General features: G+C 67.1%; 14 protein-coding genes. 10 read left to right on the forward strand and 4 right to left on the reverse strand.

Annotated features, from left to right (window positions below; genetic code table 11):
• The first annotated feature begins 44 nt into the window (after window positions 1-44).
• The 7 genes from EPD80_RS00610 to EPD80_RS00640 are packed head-to-tail and all read left to right on the forward strand — an operon-like array spanning window position 45 to window position 8,688.
• A complete protein-coding gene (locus EPD80_RS00610) occupies window positions 45-626 on the forward strand; it encodes an anthranilate synthase component II (protein ID WP_142808605.1) in 582 nt (193 codons plus the stop codon).
• Window positions 627-653: 27 nt separating this feature from the next.
• Window positions 654-1,706 (forward strand): anthranilate phosphoribosyltransferase, encoded by a 1,053-nt coding sequence (trpD, locus tag EPD80_RS00615; RefSeq protein WP_142808607.1) that lies wholly within the window; start codon window positions 654-656, stop codon window positions 1,704-1,706.
• On the forward strand, window positions 1,703-2,503 hold the full coding sequence (gene trpC, locus EPD80_RS00620) for an indole-3-glycerol phosphate synthase TrpC (RefSeq protein ID WP_142808609.1): 801 nt from the start codon (window positions 1,703-1,705) through the stop codon (window positions 2,501-2,503). Before trpD ends, trpC begins: the two co-directional genes overlap by 4 nt.
• A gap of 36 nt (window positions 2,504-2,539) precedes the next feature.
• Window positions 2,540-3,568: an efflux RND transporter periplasmic adaptor subunit gene (locus tag EPD80_RS00625; RefSeq protein WP_185957659.1), complete on the forward strand. Its 1,029-nt coding sequence runs from the start codon at window positions 2,540-2,542 to the stop codon at window positions 3,566-3,568.
• Entirely contained in the window at window positions 3,565-6,621 is a 3,057-nt protein-coding gene (locus EPD80_RS00630; protein ID WP_142808613.1) for an efflux RND transporter permease subunit, read from the forward strand. Before EPD80_RS00625 ends, EPD80_RS00630 begins: the two co-directional genes overlap by 4 nt.
• A gap of 43 nt (window positions 6,622-6,664) precedes the next feature.
• Window positions 6,665-7,324 carry a protein-L-isoaspartate O-methyltransferase family protein gene (locus tag EPD80_RS00635; protein WP_142804220.1) on the forward strand — a complete coding sequence of 220 codons (660 nt, stop codon included), beginning with the start codon at window positions 6,665-6,667 and terminating at the stop codon, window positions 7,322-7,324.
• A gap of 5 nt (window positions 7,325-7,329) precedes the next feature.
• Window positions 7,330-8,688 (forward strand): TolC family outer membrane protein, encoded by a 1,359-nt coding sequence (locus tag EPD80_RS00640; protein WP_142808615.1) that lies wholly within the window; start codon window positions 7,330-7,332, stop codon window positions 8,686-8,688.
• Here EPD80_RS00640 and EPD80_RS00645 read toward each other — a convergent pair.
• Window positions 8,663-10,021, reverse strand: coding sequence for a 3-deoxy-D-manno-octulosonic acid transferase (locus EPD80_RS00645; RefSeq protein ID WP_142803556.1), 1,359 nt, complete (start codon window positions 10,019-10,021; stop codon window positions 8,663-8,665). The two genes, EPD80_RS00640 and EPD80_RS00645, sit on opposite strands and share 26 nt — an antisense overlap.
• 96 nt (window positions 10,022-10,117) lie before the next feature.
• Between EPD80_RS00645 and EPD80_RS00650 the strand changes: the two genes are divergently transcribed.
• Window positions 10,118-10,924, forward strand: a complete 807-nt coding sequence (locus tag EPD80_RS00650) for a symmetrical bis(5'-nucleosyl)-tetraphosphatase (protein ID WP_142803555.1) — start codon at window positions 10,118-10,120, stop codon at window positions 10,922-10,924.
• A gap of 3 nt (window positions 10,925-10,927) precedes the next feature.
• Here EPD80_RS00650 and EPD80_RS00655 read toward each other — a convergent pair whose 3' ends face one another.
• From EPD80_RS00655 to EPD80_RS00665, 3 genes are all read right to left on the reverse strand, one after another.
• Complete coding sequence (locus EPD80_RS00655; protein ID WP_142808617.1) at window positions 10,928-12,580, reverse strand: methyl-accepting chemotaxis protein; 1,653 nt, start codon at window positions 12,578-12,580, stop codon at window positions 10,928-10,930.
• A gap of 13 nt (window positions 12,581-12,593) precedes the next feature.
• Window positions 12,594-14,591, reverse strand: coding sequence for a PhoX family protein (locus EPD80_RS00660; RefSeq protein ID WP_221928753.1), 1,998 nt, complete (start codon window positions 14,589-14,591; stop codon window positions 12,594-12,596).
• A 66-nt stretch (window positions 14,592-14,657) separates the two neighbouring features.
• Window positions 14,658-15,413 carry a lysophospholipid acyltransferase family protein gene (locus tag EPD80_RS00665; RefSeq protein ID WP_142803552.1) on the reverse strand — a complete coding sequence of 252 codons (756 nt, stop codon included), beginning with the start codon at window positions 15,411-15,413 and terminating at the stop codon, window positions 14,658-14,660.
• A 226-nt stretch (window positions 15,414-15,639) separates the two neighbouring features.
• On the opposite strand from EPD80_RS00665, the gene EPD80_RS00670 reads away from it, so the two are divergent.
• Window positions 15,640-16,584 (forward strand): carbohydrate kinase family protein, encoded by a 945-nt coding sequence (locus EPD80_RS00670; protein WP_142803551.1) that lies wholly within the window; start codon window positions 15,640-15,642, stop codon window positions 16,582-16,584.
• The gene (locus EPD80_RS00675; RefSeq protein WP_142803550.1) at window positions 16,575-17,033 is read left to right on the forward strand and encodes an outer membrane lipoprotein; all 459 of its coding nucleotides are present in this window, start codon (window positions 16,575-16,577) and stop codon (window positions 17,031-17,033) included. Before EPD80_RS00670 ends, EPD80_RS00675 begins: the two co-directional genes overlap by 10 nt.
• The last annotated feature ends 107 nt before the right edge of the window (window positions 17,034-17,140 follow it).

Consider the following 17,140-nt stretch of genomic DNA (forward strand, 5'->3'; position numbering starts at 1 on the left):
CTGCTGTGTACAATGCGATGCTCGATGCCCAGGGAGGAAGGGCGATGTTGCTGTTGATCGACAATTACGACAGTTTCACGTGGAATCTGGCGCAGTACTTCGGCGAGCTCGGGGCTCGGGTGAAGGTGGTGCGCAACGACGAGGTGACGGCGGGGCAGATCGCGGCCTGGCGGCCGCAGTATCTGGTGATCTCGCCCGGGCCGTGTTCTCCGCGCGAGGCGGGAATCTCGGTGGAGGTGATCGAGCGCTTCGCCGGTGAAATTCCCATCTTTGGCGTGTGCCTGGGGCATCAGGCGATCGGGGCGGCGTTCGGTGGCAGGATTGTCCACGCCAAGCGCTTGATGCACGGCAAGACCTCGCCCGTTTTCCATCGCGGCGAGGGGGTGTTCGAGGGGCTGCCCAATCCGGTGGAATGCACGCGCTACCATTCGCTCGCGGTGGAGCGCGAGTCGCTGCCCGAGTGTCTGGAGGTGACGGCCTGGACCGAGGACGGTGAGATCATGGGCTTGCGTCATCGCACGCTGCCGGTGGAAGGGGTGCAGTTTCATCCGGAATCGATCCTGACGCGGCACGGGCACGAGATGCTGGCCAATTTCCTGCGCCAGCATGCACCGCAGCCGGCGTGAAGGGAAATTTTGCGAAAGGAGCCACAGGTGGGAACGAAGATCACGCCGCGTGAAGCGCTGCAGCGCACGATCGAGCTGCGCGAGATTTTCTACGACGAAATGCTCGACCTGATGCGCCAGATCATGGCGGGCGAAGTCTCGCCGGTGATGACGGCGGCGATCCTCACGGGCCTGCGCGTGAAGAAGGAGACCATCGGCGAGATCACTGCCGCGGCGCAGGTGATGCGCGACCTCGCGCTCAAGGTGGAGGTGCCTCCGCCACACGATCACTTGCTGGACGTGGTCGGCACGGGGGGGGATTCCTCGCACACCTTCAACGTATCGACCACGAGCGCGTTCGTGATCGCCGCGGCCGGGGGCAAGGTGGCCAAGCACGGCAACCGCTCGGTGTCGTCCAAATCCGGCAGCGCCGACGTGCTCGAAGCCCTGGGGGCGGAGATCGCCCTGCCGCCCGAGGCCGTGGCGCGTTGCATCGCCGAGGTGGGGGTGGGGTTCATGTTCGCGCCGGCGCACCACAGCGCGATGAAGAACGTGGCGGCAGTGCGCCGGGAGATGGGTGTGCGCACCATTTTCAACATCCTGGGGCCGCTCACCAACCCGGCCGGGGCGCCGAATTCGCTCTTGGGGGTGTTCCACCCCGATCTAGTGGGGATCCTAGTACGCGTGATGCAGCGGCTCGGCGCCAGGCACGTGCTGGTGGTGCATGGGCTCGATGGTCTAGACGAGATCACACTGGGCGCGGATACGCTCGTGGGCGAATTGAAGGATGGCGAGATCACCGAGTACCGCATCCATCCAGAGGATTTCGGCCTGCCGATGGCCTCGAGCCGTAACCTCATGGTGGAGGATGCGCAGGAATCGCGGGCGCGGCTGCTCGCGGTGCTGGAGGGTGAGGCGGGGCCGGCGCGCGACATCGTGCTCCTGAACGCCGGGGCGGCGCTCTATGCGGCCAACGTCGTGCCCTCGATCGCCGAGGGCATCGAGCGTGCCCGCGAGGCGATCGATTCGGGCGCGGCGCGGGCCAAGGTCGACGAGTTCGTTGCCGCCACGCGCCGTTTCGCCTCGGAGTCGGGTCGATGAGCGACGTGCTCGATCGCATCCTCGCGCGCAAGCGGGAAGAAGTGGCTGCGGCGCGCGCGTCCCTGCCCCGGACGGAGCTGGAGGCTGCGGCGCGGGCGCGGCTCGAACGCGATCCGCCGCGCGGTTTCGTCGCCGCCATCGAGCGCAAGCTCGTGGCTGGCGAGCCCGCGGTGATCGCCGAGATCAAGAAAGCGAGCCCTTCGAAAGGGGTGATCCGGCCCGAGTTCGACCCGGCCGCGATCGCGCGCGCCTATGAATCGGCCGGCGCGGCCTGCCTCTCCGTGCTCACCGACCGGGAGTTTTTCCAGGGGGCGCCGGAATATCTCGCGGCGGCGAGAGCGGCCTGCACCTTGCCGGCGTTGCGCAAGGATTTCCTCGTCGACGCTTGGCAGGTGTGGGAAGCCTGTGCGATGGGAGCCGATGCGGTGCTCCTGATCGTGGCCGCGCTCGACGATGCGGCGCTGCGCGAGCTCGCGCTGCTCGCCCACGAGCTGGGGCTGGACGTGCTGGTGGAAGTGCACGACGCGGCCGAGCTCGAGCGCGCGCTCGCGCTACCCGTGCGGCTCGTGGGGATCAACAACCGGGATCTGCGCACCTTCGAGGTGTCGCTGGAGACCACCTGGGCGCTCTTGCCGCGCATTCCGCAAGACCGGATCGTGGTGACGGAATCGGGTATCGGCGCGCCCGCGGACGTGGCGGCCATGCGCACGCGCGGCGTGCAGACCTTTCTCGTGGGCGAGGCCTTCATGCGCGCGCCCGATCCGGGGGCCGCTTTGCGCGCGCTCTTTTTTGCCTGAGCGATGGGGAGAGATCCGGTGCGGCGATGGGGATGGATGGTGGCAGCCTGTGTGCTGCTTGCCGGCTGCGGGCGGCAGGAGACGCCGGCGCCGCAGCAGGAGCGGCCGGTGGTGGTGCGCACGGCGCCGGTGCGTGCGGCGGAGCCCGCCCCGCTGGTACTCTCCGGTACGGTGCGGGCGCGCCACGAAACGCCGCTCGCCTTCCAGGTGGGCGGGCGCATCGTGGCGCGGCTGGTCGATGCGGGGGCGTCGGTCCAGACCGGGCAGGTGCTGGCCCGGCTCGATCCCAAGGACGTGCTCGCCCGGCTCGAGGCAGCCCAGGCCGAGGTGCGCGCGGCCCAGGCGCAGTGGCGCCTGGCGCAGAACGAGCTCGCGCGCACCGAACGGCTGGCGGCGCAGCAGTTCGTGGGCGAGCAGGCGCTCGACCGGGCGCGCACTCAGCTGGAGGCCGCGCGCTCGCAGCTCGAAGCGGCGCAAGCCCAGGAACGGCAGGCACGTAACGCTTTGGGTTATACCGAGCTGCGTGCCCCGACCGACGGGGTGCTGATGGAGTGGAGCGCCGAGCCGGGGCAGGTGGTGGCAGAGGGGCAGCCGGTGGCCACGCTCGCGCAAAAGGGCGCCCATGAGGTGGAGGTGGCCTTGCCGGAGCGTTTCGGGAGCCAGCCGCCGCTGCGGGGCGAGGCCATTTCGTCCGATGGTTCGGTGGTGCCGATCGAACTGCGTGAGGTGAGCGGAGCGGCCGATCCAGTGTCGCGCACTTTCCGCGCACGCTATCGCCTGCTCACCGCCGATCCACCGCCGCTGGGTAGCGTGGTGCAGGTGCGTTTGCCCCAGCCGCCGGTGGAGGGCTGGGAAGTGCCGGTGGGGGCGATCGACGAGCGTGGCGCTGGAGCGCGGGTCTGGCGGGTGCGCGAGGGACGCCTCGAAGCGGTGCCGGTAGAGGTCTTGTCGATGGATCAGCGCACGGCAAGGGTGCGTGGGCCGCTGCAAGCGGGCGAGCGGGTGGTGGCGTTCGGCGTCCACGTGCTGCGCGAGGGGATCCTGGTCGAGGAGCGCTCGCCATGAGTTTCCCCAATCTCTCGGCGCTCGCGGTGCGCGAGCGCGCCGTCACCCTCTTCTTTTTGATCCTGTCGGCCTTGGCTGGCCTGTATGCTTTTCTTGGCCTCGGGCGGGCGGAGGATCCGGCCTTCACCGTGCGTATCCTCATGGTGTCGGCGCTGTGGCCGGGAGCCACGGCGCCGCAGATGGAAGAGCAGGTGGCGCACCGTCTGGAGAAACGGCTGCAGGAGCTGGAATACCTTTACCGGTTGACGACGACGGTGCAGCCGGGGCGGGTGGACATCCAGGTGGAGTTCGAGGAGTACGTGCCCCAGCGCGAGATCGGCCGCCTTTTCTACGAGGTGCGCAAGCGCATGTGGGACGAGGCTTCGACGCTGCCGCAGGGAGTGATCGGCCCCATCGTCAACGACGATTTCTCCGACGTCTATTTCAGCCTGATGGCGCTGACGGCGCCCGGCTTGCCGCCGTGGGATCTGGTGCGCGAAGCCGAGGCGCTGCGCGACCGGCTCGCTCGCGTGCCCGGCGTACAGAAGGCGCTGCTCATCGGCGAGCAGCCCGAACGGATCTTCCTCGAGCTCGACCTCGACCGCCTCATCCAGTTGGGGCTGACGCCGCAGGCGGTGTTCGAGGCGATCGACGCGAACAACGCGCTGGTTCCGGCTGGATTCCTCGATACCGGCGGGCCGAGGGTGTACGTGCGTCTTCCGGGGGCCGACCTCTCGGAGATGGATCGCATTGCCGCGGTTCCGCTGCGCGTGGGGGGGCGCATCCTCACGGTGGGGGAGCTGGGGACAGTCCGCCTGGGCGTGGAGGATCCACCTTCGTTCCTGGTGAGGGCCCACGGTGAGGAGGCGATCCTTCTCGGCGTGGTGATGCAGCGCGGCGAGAATGGGCTCGAGCTGGGCAAGCGGCTCGCACGCTTCGTGGCCGAAGAAGAGGCCAGATTGCCGGCCGGCATGGACTTGTCGGTACTCACCAATCAGGCCGAGGCGATCGCGCAAGCCGTCGATCTCTTCCAGGTGAAGTTCCTCGTGGCCGTGGCGGTGGTGATGGGGGTGACTTTCCTCACGCTCGGTTGGCGCGCCGGGGTGGTCGTGGCCGTGGCCATTCCCGTGACGCTGGGGCTCACGTTTCTCGCGATGCGCTGGAGCGGGATCGACCTGGATCGCGTCTCGCTGGGGGCGCTGATCCTCGCCCTGGGCTTGCTGGTCGATGATGCGATCATCGCCATCGAGATGATGATCGTCAAGCTCGAGGAAGGCTGGGATCGGATCGCGGCGGCCGGCCACGCCTGGAACGTGACGGCCAGGCCCATGCTCTTCGGCACTCTGGTGACGGTGGCCGGTTTTTTGCCCATCGGCTTCGCGCGCTCGGGCGTGGGGGAATACGCCGGGAACATCTTCTGGGTGCTCGGCTACGCCCTGGTGATTTCCTGGGTCGTGGCGGTGATCTTCACGCCTTATCTGGGCGTGAAACTGCTGCCGTCCTACCCCAAGCGCGAGGCCGGGCACGGGGTGTACGATTCCCCGGCCTACCAGCGCTGGCGTGCGGTGATCGTCTGGTGCGTGGCGCGGCGCAAGACCGTGGTGGGCGCGACCCTCGCGGCGCTCGCGCTGGGGGTGGCGGCCATGGTGGGGCCGGTGCAGAAGCAGTTCTTTCCCAGTTCCGACCGTTCGGAGGTGCTGGTTTCGATCTGGCTGCCGGCAGGCTCGGCCATCGGGCGCACCGACGAAGTGGCGCGGCGCATCGAGGCGATCCTCGCGCCCTTGCCGGAGGTGCGTTCGTTGTCGACCTACGTCGGGCGCGGGGCGCCGCGCTTCTTCATCTCGGCCAACCCCGAGGAGCCCGATCCGGCTTTTGCCAAGATCGTGGCCGTGACGCAGGGGGTGGAGGCGCGCGAGAAAGTGATCGCGCTGCTCGAGGCGCACCGGCAGGCAGGGGAATTCGCCGAGGCGCGCATCCGGGTCCATCGTCTGCTCTATGGGCCGCCGGTGCCCTGGCCGGTGGCTTTTCGCGTGGTGGGGCCGGATCTCGAGGAGTTGCGCCGTCTGGGTGAGGAAGTGCGCGCGGTGATGGCATCCCATCCCCACGTGCGCGATGCACACCTCGAATGGAACGAACGCGCGCCCGTGCTGATGCTGGAGGCCCCGGCCGAGCGCCTGCGGGCCATGGGGCTGACGCCGCGGGAGGTGGCGCGGCAGTTGCAGTTCGCACTCGACGGCATTCCCGTGACCGAAGTGCGGCGCGACATCCGTACCGTGACCTTGCTCGCGCGCGGCGAGGCGGCGGTGCGCGACCTGGCGCGGCTCGAGAGCCTCGAGTTGCGCACCCTCGATGGGGCTCGGGTACCGCTGGGGCAGGTGGGTCGCCTCGTGATACGGCACGAGGAGGTGCGCTACAAGCGCCTCGATCGGGAGCGATTCGTTGCGGTGCAGGGCGAGATCGAGGGCGCGCAGGCGGTGGACGTGACCGAGGCGCTGTGGAGCGCGCTCGCTCCCTTGCGGGCGAGCTTGCCGCCGGGCTACCGCATCGAGATCGGCGGCACGGTGGAGCAGTCGCGCAAGGCCGACGCCTCGATCCAGAAATTGCAGCCGGTGATGGTGGCAGTGATGCTGATCCTCATCATGCTGCAGATGCGTGAATTCGCCGGCACCTTCATGACCGTGGCCACGGCGCCCCTGGGGGTGATCGGGGCAGCCGTGGCGCTGCTCGTCTTCGACCAGCCCTTCGGTTTCGTCGCCCTGCTCGGTCTCATCGGCCTGGCGGGGATCCTGATGCGCAACACGCTCATCCTCACCCAGCAGGTGCGCGACAATCTCGAGGCCGGAATGACGGCGCTCGAGGCGGTGGTGGAGGCGGCGGTGCGGCGCACCCGGCCGGTGCTGCTCACGGCCCTTGCAGCGGTGCTCGCCTTCGTGCCGCTGGCGACCGATACTTTCTGGGGGCCGCTCGCCTACGTGCTGATCGGCGGCGTGATGGGGGGGACGCTCATCACCTTGTGTTTCGTGCCGGCGCTCTATGCGCTATGGTACCGTCTGCCGCAGCGCAAAATGGGCTAGAATCAAAAAATCGTTCCATTTTCCGGTCGTAGGGGGCATGAGTATGGATTTCGAGCAGGCACGATTCAACATGGTGGAGCAGCAGGTACGCACCTGGGAGGTGTTCGATCAGCGGGTGCTGGATGCGCTGATGACGGTGCGGCGCGAGCAGTTCGTGCCGGAACCCTACCGGACGTTGGCGTTTGCCGAGGTGGAGATCCCGCTGGGATTCGGCGAGCGCATGCTGCGGCCGGTGATCGAAGGCAAGGTGCTGCAGGCGGTGCAGCTGCAGAAAAGCGAGGTCGCGCTCGAGATCGGTGCGGGTTCGGGCTATTTCGCCGCCTGCCTCGCCCATCTGGGGCAATGGGTGCACAGCGTCGAGATCGTGCCGGAACTCGCCACGCGCGCCCAGGCGAACCTCGAGGCCGAGGGCTTCGACAACGTCGAAGTAATCACCGGTGACGGCCTCGAGGCGCTGGCGGCGCCGGGCCCCTTCGACGTGATCGTGCTCTCGGGCGGAGTGGCGGAGGTGCCGCGTTTCCTGCTCGATGCCCTCAAGGCCGGCGGACGGCTCTTCGCCTTCGTCGGTGACGAGCATCTCATGCACGGCCGGCTCTATACCTGTTCCGAGCCGGGCAAGGTGCGCCACGAGGATTTGTTCGAGACGGTGGTACCCCGGCTGCGCGTGCCGCAGCCGGAGGCTCCTGCCGCCCTATTGGTATGAGTCGGATGAACGGACGGGAACGAACGCGCGGCTGCGGCTGCCTCACTCCGTGGCGTGTGGCCTTGGCCCTCGGTTTGGCGGTGGGACTGAGCGTCGGTGCCGGGGGGGCGCGTGCGGCCGATCTGCTCACGCTCTATCGGCAGGCGTTGCTGCAGGATCCCAGCTACGCGGCCGCGCGGGCGTCGATGATGGCCGGTCAGGAGCAGACGGTTCAGGGTCGGGCGCTGCTTTTGCCGAACGTGGCGCTCGATGCCAACGCTTTGCACAATCGCCTGGACGTCGGTGAGATCGACAAGAACTATGGCTCGCGCCAATGGACGGTGCGGCTCACTCAGCCGCTTTTTCGTCTGCAGAACTGGGCGGCAGCCAAGCAAGGGGAGTTGCGCACCAGCTTGAGCGATCTGCAATGGGCCGAGGCACAGCAGGAGGTGGCGTTGCGCTTGGCTCGAGCCTATTTCGACGTGGTTGCGGCCCAGGAGGCGGTGGATGCGGCAGCCGAGCTGCATCGTGCCTCCAGCGAGCAACTGGCATATGCCAAGAAGAGCTTCGAGGTGGGTACCGTCACCATCGTGGATGTACACGAGGCCCAGTCGCGCTTCGATCTGGCCGACGCGCAGCTGATCGCGGCACAGAACCAGTTCGATGTGGCGCAACAGGCCTTGGCGGCCATCGTGGTGGATCTACCGCAACGGTATGCCCGGCTGAGCCCGGATGCCACATTGTCCGGCCCCGAGCCGGCGCGGATGGAACCGTGGGTGGAGGCGGCGCAGCAGGACAATTTTCTGGTACAGCAGGCGATGGTGAGCCGCGAGATCGCCCAGCGCGAGGTCCAGCGGCGCCGTGCCGGACACCTTCCCAGTGTGGATCTGGTGGCGCAGCACGGCAAGTCGCGTGATCTCTCCCGTTTCCCGCCGTTGCACACCGAGACGGCGGAGTCGTCTCAGATCGGGGTACAGGTTACGGTGCCGCTCTATGCCGGCGGCGCCACCCAATCGCAGGTGCGCGAAGGGGCTGCGTTGCTCACCAGGGCCGATCGGGAGGAGGAGTATGCCAGGCGGCAGGCGGTGTTGAGTGCCCGGGAAGCTTTTCTCGGCCTGACGAGCGGTTTGGCGCGGGTGCGGGCACTGGAAGCTGCGCTGCAATCGTCTTTGTCGAACCTCGCGTCCACGCGCTTGGGCTACGAGGTGGGGGTGCGGATCAACGTCGATGTGTTGAATGCCATGGCGCAAGTGGCCGATGCCCGGACGCAGTTGTCGCGTGCGCGCTACGATACGCTGTTGTGGCAGCTTCGACTGAAGGCGGCGGTAGGCAGGCTCTCGGAGGAGGATCTGGCCGCGGTCAATGCGCTTCTGGTCGAGGAGTGACGGGCCCTCCGGCATCTCGTCGCGTGCGATTCCGTTCGCGCTCGAGCCAGGGGGTGAGCAGCTCGAGCGTGCGTTCGGTGGCGCCGCGATGCGCGGCAAGGAAAATGGCACCGTTGGCGATCACCGCGGCGCGCTCGTCGGGCTGTTCGATCCATCGCTGCGCGAGTTCGATCGCTTCCTGGGGGTTGCGTACCTGGGCGATGGCCTGAGCCGCCACGCCCTGGGCGACCACGTCGGCAAAATTCTCCGTGTGGGGGCCGACGATGGGCGGCGTGCCGGCGGCGAGCGCCTCCAGGGGATTCTGCCCGCCGTAGCGCTCCCAGCTGCCGCCGATGATGGCCACGTCGGCAAGCGCGTAATAGGCATAGAGTTCGCCCATGCTGTCGCCGAGCCAGACGTCGTCTTCGGGATGGGGCAAGGAGACGCTGCGGCGGCGATGGCGCAAACCATGGCGTTCGACGAGACGGGCGACTTCGTCGAACCGCTCGGGGTGCCGTGGCACGATCACCAGGAGCGGTGGCTCGTGGAAAAGGAAATCTTCCCGTTCGGCCCATTCCTGCCGTAACCCTTCCCAGGCGCGCAGGAAACGGGCTTCCTCGCCTTCGCGGCTACTGGCGAGCACGACGACGGGGCGGGGGCCGATGGCCTCGCGCCACGTCTGCGCCAGCGCGATCGCCGCCGGTTCGGGGCTCCAATCGAATTTGAGGTTGCCCGTGACGGCGATGCGGGAGAGGCCGAGCGCGCGCAAACGCTGCGCATCGGCCGCACTCTGCGCCCCGACCTGCACGAAGGCGTCCCACTCGAGCGGTAGTAGCCAGCGGAAACGGCGATAGCGGCGAAAGGAACGCTCCGACAGCCGGGCGTTGGCGAGCACGAGCGGCACGCCCTGTCGCTTGGCCTGCCGCAGCCAATTCGGCCAGATCTCGGTCTCCATCACGATCCCCAGCCGCGGGCGCGCGCCTTCGAGGAAACGGCGTACCCAACGGCTGTGATCATAAGGGGCATAGGCTTGCACGATGGCGGGATCGTGGGCCCAGAGCCGGTGGCCGGTCTCCAGGCCGGTGGGGGTCATGTGCGTGACGAGCAAGCGCAGCCGAGGGTAGCGGCGGCGCAGCGCCCGCACCAGGGGATGAGCCGCGCGCGTTTCGCCCACCGAGACGGCGTGGATCCAGAGGGTGTCGCGGCCGTCGTCGGGTAAGGCGACGTGCCCCAGGCGTTCGCGCCAGCGGCGCGACACGTCTGGTCGGTCGCGATGCCGCAGCCAATGCCGCAGCCGCAGCCACGGCCAGGCGAGCCGCCAGAGGGCATCGTAGATGTGATAACGTAGGGACACGGGCGACGTCGCAAAAAAGTGGGCAACGATGCTAGTTTAGCAAGTCCGGCGGCGATGCGCCCAAGTCGTGGAAAAGAAAGGGGGGAATGGCGCAGGATGGCGACTTATGCGATCGGGGACGTGCAGGGGTGTTACGCAGCACTGCAGCGTCTGCTCGAGGGGATTGGCTTTGCTCCACCGCACGACCGGTTGTGGCTGGTGGGCGATCTGGTCAATCGCGGACCGCAGTCGCTGGAAGTGCTGCGCTTCGTGCGTACGCTGTCGCCGGATTCGGTCGAGGTGGTGCTGGGTAACCACGATCTGTATCTCTTGATGCGGGCGGCGGGTTATCTCAAGCGCGCGCGAGACGACACCCTGGATGCGGTGCTCGCGGCGCCGGATCGCGACGAATTGCTCGAATGGTTGCGGACGCGGCCCTTGCTGGTGGTAGACGAGGATATTGGCTATGCGATGGCGCACGCCGGCGTGAGTCCGGTCTGGTCGCTGGCGCAGGCGGCGGCGTGTGCGCGCGAGGTGGAGAAGGCTTTGCGCGGCGATTCGGCGTGGTTGTTGCGGCTAAAGGGCGATCGGCCCACGCGCTGGCGCGACGATTTGGCCGGCCTCGATCGTCTGCGCTACATCGTGAACGCCTTCACGCGGATGCGCTTCGTGTCGCTGCGCCACGGGGCCCTGGAGCTGGAGGCGAAAGGGCCGCCGGAGCGGGCGCCCAAAGGCACGGTGCCGTGGTTCCGTTGGCCGCAGCGGGTGCCGCTGGGGGTGCAGGTGGTGTTCGGCCATTGGTCGGCACTGGGGTTTTACGCCGGCGATGGCGTGCTCTGCATCGATACGGGTTGCGTCTATGGAGGGTTGCTCACGGCGGTGCGGCTGGAGGATGGGGCGGTTTTCACCGTCTCGGGGAAGTGAGCCTCAGGCGCGAAAACGCTGCAGGAGCGCACCCAGGGTCTGTGTGAGCCGATCGAGCCGCTCGGCGGCTTCGCTGCCTTGACGTGCGAGGTCGGCGAGGGTTTCGGAGGCGCCGGCGACATGGGCGACTTCTTGGGCGATCTGACGATTGACGCTTGCCTGCTCACTCGTGCCTTCACGGATCGCTTGGGCTTGCGCGCCGATTTCGTCCATCGTGTGCTCGATCGCATCGATCGCGGCCAGGGCTTGGCGAGAAGAGGCGAGAGCCGTTTGGATCGATTCCCGTCCTTGGGCCATGTCGGCGACCATCCTGGTGACGTGGGATTCGACGCGTTGGATCGTGGCTCCGATCTCGCCCGTGGCCTGTGCCGTGCGCTCGGAGAGTTTTCGTACTTCGTCGGCGACCACGGCAAAGCCTCGGCCGTAGGCGCCGGCACGAGCCGCTTCGATCGCGGCGTTGAGGGCGAGCAGGTTGGTCTGTTCGGCGATGTCGCGGATGACCTCGACGATGCGCCCTACCGATTCCATTTCACCGTCGATGGTGTCGGCGTCTTCGGCGAGCGCTTCGAGCCGTTGCGCGAGCGTTTGGGTATCCTGGGTGTGGGAGCGCACCCGATGGGCGGCCTCACGGCTGCGGGCGACGCCATCGGCCACTGCCTCGGCTGCGTGCTGGGCATCGGAGGCGGATTGGTCCATGGCGGTGGAGAGCTCTTCGATGCCGGCGGCCATTTCTTGCGCCGATTGCGCTTGTTGTTCTGCGGCGGCGGCAATCCGTTGGGCGCGCTCACGTTCGGCGGCGACCGAGTCGGTCAACTGCCCGCTCGCCTGGGTGAGGGTGTGAACGAAGTCCCGTAGTTGGCTGCGCATGTCCTGCAGGGTCGCGATCAGGGTGCCGATCTCGTCGCGCCCCTCGTCGTCGAGATCCTGGCGCAGGTCGAGGGCGGCGACGGCGCGTGCGAAGTCGAGCGCAGTGCGCATGCCGTGGCGTAGGCGATGGGTGGAGAAGTAGGCGAGGATGAGGAGCAGTAGCGTCACGGCGCCGAACAGCAGCGCGATGACGAGGCGGCTTTGATCGGAGGCTTGGGCGCTGTGGTCGAAGTCGGCGCGGGTGGCGTCGCGTTCGAGATGGATCAATTCGTCGAGGGCGGCGTGGACGTCGTGCAGTTGCGTCTCGATCTGCCCGATGAGTCCGCGCTGGGATCGACCTAGACCAGCGAGGTCGTCGCCATAGAGTTCGATGGTCTGACGCGCCGTGTCTACGGCCTGATGAAAGCGCTGGGCGGCCTCTTCGAGGCGAGCGAACGCGGTGCGTTCGTCTTCGCGCATCGGCCGCTGCCCGAACGCTGCGAGGATGGCTTGGGCTTGATCCGAGGCGCGCTCGAGCTCCTGTGGATCGAAGGAGGAGATTTTCTGGCTCGCGTCGGCAAAGACGCGGTAGAGGAAACTCGCTTGCCGCTCGGCCAGGTGTTTGAGCTGGGCGAGGTCGACGAGGGGGGCGACTTGGCCGCTGTAGGCGCTGCGCATCGTGCCGGTCTGGGTGTCGATGGTCTGGTAGGCGAGCGCGATCACGATCGAAAAGAGTCCGATCGCGATCGCGACCATGATCCAGTAGCGTGCCTGCAGCGAAAGAGTGAGCGAACGGGAACGACGCGCCATCCTCGAGGGTTCCTCAGCGCGCGGCAAATACCGGCGTACCGTCGGCTCGTTCGATCACCAGCGTGGCCGAGCGCGGCCGGCCACCGCCCAGTTCGCGGAACTGCACATGTGGCCATTCGGAGAAGGCGGTGGGATGCGCTGCGAGGTAGGTTGCGAGATCTTGGCCCGCAGGGAGGGCGGGGGCGCGTGGATGGCCTTCGGCTTCGCCGGGATGCTGGACATTGACGAACATCGTGCGCCCGTCGTTGCTCCAGGTGAGCCCGGTAATCTCACAGCCCGAGGGGCCGACGAGGAAGCGGCGAATGAGCCCGGCGTCGGGGTCGGCGACCAGCATCTGGTTGTTGCCCATGCCTTGGTAGGGGCCGGCGTTGCTGTAGCTGCCGTCGGTGAGGATCCACAGGCGGCCGGCGGCGTCGAATCCCAGGCCGTCGGGGGAGTTGAAGAGGTTGTCTTTGGTGATCGCCGCCGAGCCGGCGCGCGCATCGCCTCGAGGATAAACGAGGGGGTTGCCGGCGAGCACGAAGAGATCCCAGGAAAATTCGTCCGCCGTCGGATCGCCGCCGTTTTCTTGCCAGCGCAAGATCTGACCCCAGAGGTTCTCGGCCCGGGGGTTGGCGGCGTCGACTTCGCTCGCCTTGCGCCGGTTGTTGTTGGTGAGCGTGACATAGACTTCCCGGCGATGAGGATGGATGGCGATCCATTCAGGACGATCCATTTTGGTCGCGCCGACGACATCCCCGGCCATTCGCGCATGGATGAGAACGTCGGCTTGCGTGGGCAAGCGCGCTTCGGCGGCGAGCAGCGGATTGCGTTCTTTGTCGAGCAGAATCCATTGGCCACGGAAACGTTGGCCGTCGGGCGTGGGGTCGGCAGTGAATCGGGCGACGTAGAGATCGCCCGAATCGAGCAGGTCGCGGTTGGCGGCAGGGTTGCCGGGGTCGTAGCGGCCATGGCTCACGAAGCGGTAGAGGTATTCGTAGCGTTCGTCGTCGCCCATGTAGACGACGACCCGCCCGTCGGGGGCGATCGTGACCGCGGCATTTTCGTGCTTGAATCGGCCGAGCGCGGTGCGTTTCTTCGGCGTACTTTGGGGGTCGAAGGGGTCGATCTCGACCACCCAGCCGAAGCGGTTGGGTTCGTTGGGTTCGCGCCGCAGGTCGAAGCGCTCGATCACTTCGTACCAGCGATAACCGTTGTCCTTGCCGATGCCGTAGCGTTGGTGCATCGGGTTGGTGCTGCCGCCACCGAAATAGTCGTTGAAGTTTTCTTCGCACGTGAGGTAGGTGCCCCAAGGGGTGAAGCCATTGGCGCAGTTGTTGAGCGTGCCGCGTACTTGGGTTCCCGTGGGGTCGGCCGAGGTGCGCAGGAGCGGATGACCCGCGGCCGGACCGGTGAGCACCATGGGCGTATCCCCAGTGATACGGCGGTTGTATTTCGAGGGAATGACAGGGCGCCAACCGCTTTGACCGTCGCGTTGCAGATGAACAATGGATACGCCATGCGCGTTGATCGCTTTCATCGCCTTTTCGCGCGTCCAAGGCTCGGTGTATTCCTTGCCGAAGAGGTATTCGTAGTTGGTGTATTCGTGGTTGAGTGCAAGAAGACCTTGGTCGTAGACATTGGGACCAAAGGGGAAGAAGTGCATGCCGTCGTGGTTGTCCCCGATCTGCCGGGCCTGCTCTTCGGCCGAGGCCGAGGCATCGGGTCGCCAGTAGGCGGAAAAATCGAGTAGGGGGTCGCCCCAGGGCAGGATGGCGCGCACCACGTAGCCGTCCATCACGGTGACGTAGTCGTGGCTGTGGGTGGGAATCGAGCGGGGGAAAGCAGCCAGTAACGACGAGACCGTGGTACCCGGATCGTCGAGCGAGCGGGCGAGTGCCGCGGCCGGCGAGGCGAAAAAGCTCAGGAGGGTTGCGCCGCCCGCGCCTTGGAGCAGGCGGCGGCGGACCTGATCGACGATCTCGGTAAAGGTGTGGTTTTCGGGGTCACGGGTTACGGAGTTGTCTTTCATCGCTTTCATGGGATCTGTCGGGGGGCGGTTCGATGGTGCAGAGTCTAGAGCGGCTGTGTGACGGTTTTATGGCGAAGGCAGGTCTTCCTCGATACGCTCGCGTACCCAGGCTTCGAGGGCTCGGGTGAGCGCTTTGCGGTCGGCTCCCTGGGTGGGTAGGGGCTCGGAGACATCGAGCCGGGCGCGCAGCCGAGGCTCTCGCACGATACGGACCAGTGATTGCATGAGCGTCATCTGCCCGTAGAAGGCTGCCGCGGTCGTGCGTCGGCCGTCGGCATCGTAGTAGCGAATCGCCACGGCTTGGACCGGGGCGCCGGCGTCGATCGCCGGTTGCAGCAGCGCCGCGTGAAAGGGGTGTAGCGACAGGCCGTCGGTGGTGGTGCCTTCGGGAAAGAGCGCGACGCTCTGCCCTTGCCGCAGATGCGATACGAGCTCACGCGCCAGCACGGCGGCGTGTCCCCGGCTGCCGCGCCGCAAGAAAATGGTTTCGTTGCGTGCCGCGAGCCAACCGATGATGGGCCAGCGGCGGACTTCGGCCTTGGCGATGAAGGCGGCGTCGGTCTGCGAGAGGACGACGAAGACGTCGATCCAGGAGACGTGGTTGAGGGCGAGCAAGGCGCCGCTGGCGAACTCGCCATGCCGCTCCACCTCGATGCCGCACAGGGCGACGAGGCGCCGCGACCAACGCTGCCGCAGACGGGCGCGGGTGGGGGCATCGGCGAAGGGAAAGCACAGGACGATGGTGGCTAGCCCAATGGCGAGATGAAGGGCGAGGCGGGCGAGCCGCAGCGCGCGGATCGGTCGGGGAACGGAGCGGAGCATGGTGGTCGTCGGTTCATGGGGGTGATCGGCGCATGGTAGCGGAAAACGGGCATGGCGAACGGGCCGTGGCGCGGCTGTATGGCGTCATCGTGCAAGGTTTGCGCCGACCTCACCCAGTGAGCGCGCACGACGGCTTTTCACGGTGCTCTGAGGGGAGTTACCGCCTGCATCCATGTCGCTCCCGTATAATCGCCATCTGCTCTGCAAGGCGATGAAGGAATCGGCGATGACGCGTATCGTGGTGTGCGGATCGATGGCTTACGACACGATCATGGTTTTTGAGGATCGATTTCGCGAGCACATCCTGCCCGATAAAATCCATATGATCAATGTGGCTTTTACCGTGCCACGGTTGCGGCGCGAATTCGGGGGCTGTGCCGGCAATATCGCCTATGGTCTGAAACAGTTGGGTTCCGAGCCGGTGATCGTTGCCACGGTGGGCGAGGATGTGCAGCCGTATTTCGCACGGCTGGAATCGCTCGGTATCTCGCGCGAAGGGATCGCCGTGCTGCCCGGGGAATTTACTGCCCAGGCGTTCATCACCACCGACCTCGACGACAACCAGATCACCGCTTTTCACCCGGGCGCGATGGCTTTATCGCATCGCAATCCGGTGGCGGGGCGTTTGGCCGGGCAGTGGGCCATCGTTGCGCCCGATGGCCTGGAGGGGATGCTCGCGCATTGTGCGGCGCTCGCCGAGGCCGGGATTCCTTTCGTCTTCGATCCTGGGCAGGCCTTGCCCCTCTTCTCGGGCAAACAGTTGTTGCAGTGCCTGGAACCAGCGCGGGTTTGTGCCGTCAATGATTACGAGGCGCAGTTGCTGGAAGAGCGTACGGGATTGTCGCTGGTGGCACTGGCTTCGCGGGTCGAGGCGTTCGTCGTGACGCGGGGGGCGCAGGGCGCCTGGGTCTTCGTCGAGGGGGAGCGTTTCGAGGTACCGCCGGTTCGCCCCGAGGCGGTGGTGGATCCCACCGGCTGCGGCGACGCCTTCCGCGCGGGACTGCTCCATGCGATCGCTTCGGGTAGTGATTGGATCCGGGCGGTGCGCCTGGGCGCCGTGCTCGGGGCGATCAAGGTCGCCTCACGCGGGGCGCAGAATTACACCTTGCGCCGTGAGGAGTTGGTGCGGCGCTATGAAGAAACCTACCAGGAGAATTGGCCATGGTCGTGAAGAAAGGGATGGTATTGATGGTGGTGGCGGCTCTGGGCGTGGCGGGATGTGCCTCGGGCCTTGGGGGCGGCACCTATGGTCGGACCGAGGCGCGCCGGGCGATGAGCGTACAGTACGGCGTGGTCGAATCGGTGCGGCCGGTGCAGCTCGAAGGCACGAAGTCGCCGCTGGGCGCAGGGGCCGGGGCGGTGGTCGGCGGGGTGGCCGGAAGTGGCGTCGGCGGCGGCCGTGGTCAGATCGTCGGGGCGACCGTGGGTGCCGTGGCCGGGGGCCTCGCGGGTGCGGCGCTGGAAGAGGTGGCGACGCGCAGGCCGGGCGTGGAAGTGACGGTTCGGCTGGATAACGGCCGCGTGATTGCAGTGGTTCAGGAAGACGAGGGTGAAGGGTTCCGCCTGGGTGAGCGCGTGCGCGTGCTCAGCGATGGAGGAACGATGCGGGTGGCACGCTGAGAAATGCACGGGGCTGCGAATGGCCCTCATGTGCGCGCGTGCGGGGGCGGGGTGTTCGCAGCGCTGGGTGCGAGATCACGCACGCAACCGGCGGGCATCCACGCCGT

It is taken from the genome of Tepidiphilus olei (assembly GCF_006980705.1).
Taxonomy (GTDB): domain Bacteria; phylum Pseudomonadota; class Gammaproteobacteria; order Burkholderiales; family Rhodocyclaceae; genus Tepidiphilus; species Tepidiphilus olei.

Coding starts and splice junctions, on each gene's coding strand:
- EPD80_RS00625 (WP_185957659.1), top strand. CDS start 2,540: ATGGTGGCAGCCTGTGTGCTGCTTGCCGGCTGCGGGCGGCAGGAGACG.
- EPD80_RS00650 (WP_142803555.1), top strand. CDS start 10,118: ATGGCGACTTATGCGATCGGGGACGTGCAGGGGTGTTACGCAGCACTG.
- EPD80_RS00675 (WP_142803550.1), top strand. CDS start 16,575: ATGGTCGTGAAGAAAGGGATGGTATTGATGGTGGTGGCGGCTCTGGGC.
- EPD80_RS00610 (WP_142808605.1), top strand. CDS start 45: ATGTTGCTGTTGATCGACAATTACGACAGTTTCACGTGGAATCTGGCG.
- EPD80_RS00660 (WP_221928753.1), bottom strand. CDS start 14,591: ATGAAAGACAACTCCGTAACCCGTGACCCCGAAAACCACACCTTTACC.
- EPD80_RS00635 (WP_142804220.1), top strand. CDS start 6,665: ATGGATTTCGAGCAGGCACGATTCAACATGGTGGAGCAGCAGGTACGC.
- EPD80_RS00655 (WP_142808617.1), bottom strand. CDS start 12,580: ATGGCGCGTCGTTCCCGTTCGCTCACTCTTTCGCTGCAGGCACGCTAC.
- trpC (WP_142808609.1), top strand. CDS start 1,703: ATGAGCGACGTGCTCGATCGCATCCTCGCGCGCAAGCGGGAAGAAGTG.
- EPD80_RS00640 (WP_142808615.1), top strand. CDS start 7,330: ATGAACGGACGGGAACGAACGCGCGGCTGCGGCTGCCTCACTCCGTGG.
- EPD80_RS00630 (WP_142808613.1), top strand. CDS start 3,565: ATGAGTTTCCCCAATCTCTCGGCGCTCGCGGTGCGCGAGCGCGCCGTC.
- EPD80_RS00670 (WP_142803551.1), top strand. CDS start 15,640: ATGACGCGTATCGTGGTGTGCGGATCGATGGCTTACGACACGATCATG.
- EPD80_RS00665 (WP_142803552.1), bottom strand. CDS start 15,413: ATGCTCCGCTCCGTTCCCCGACCGATCCGCGCGCTGCGGCTCGCCCGC.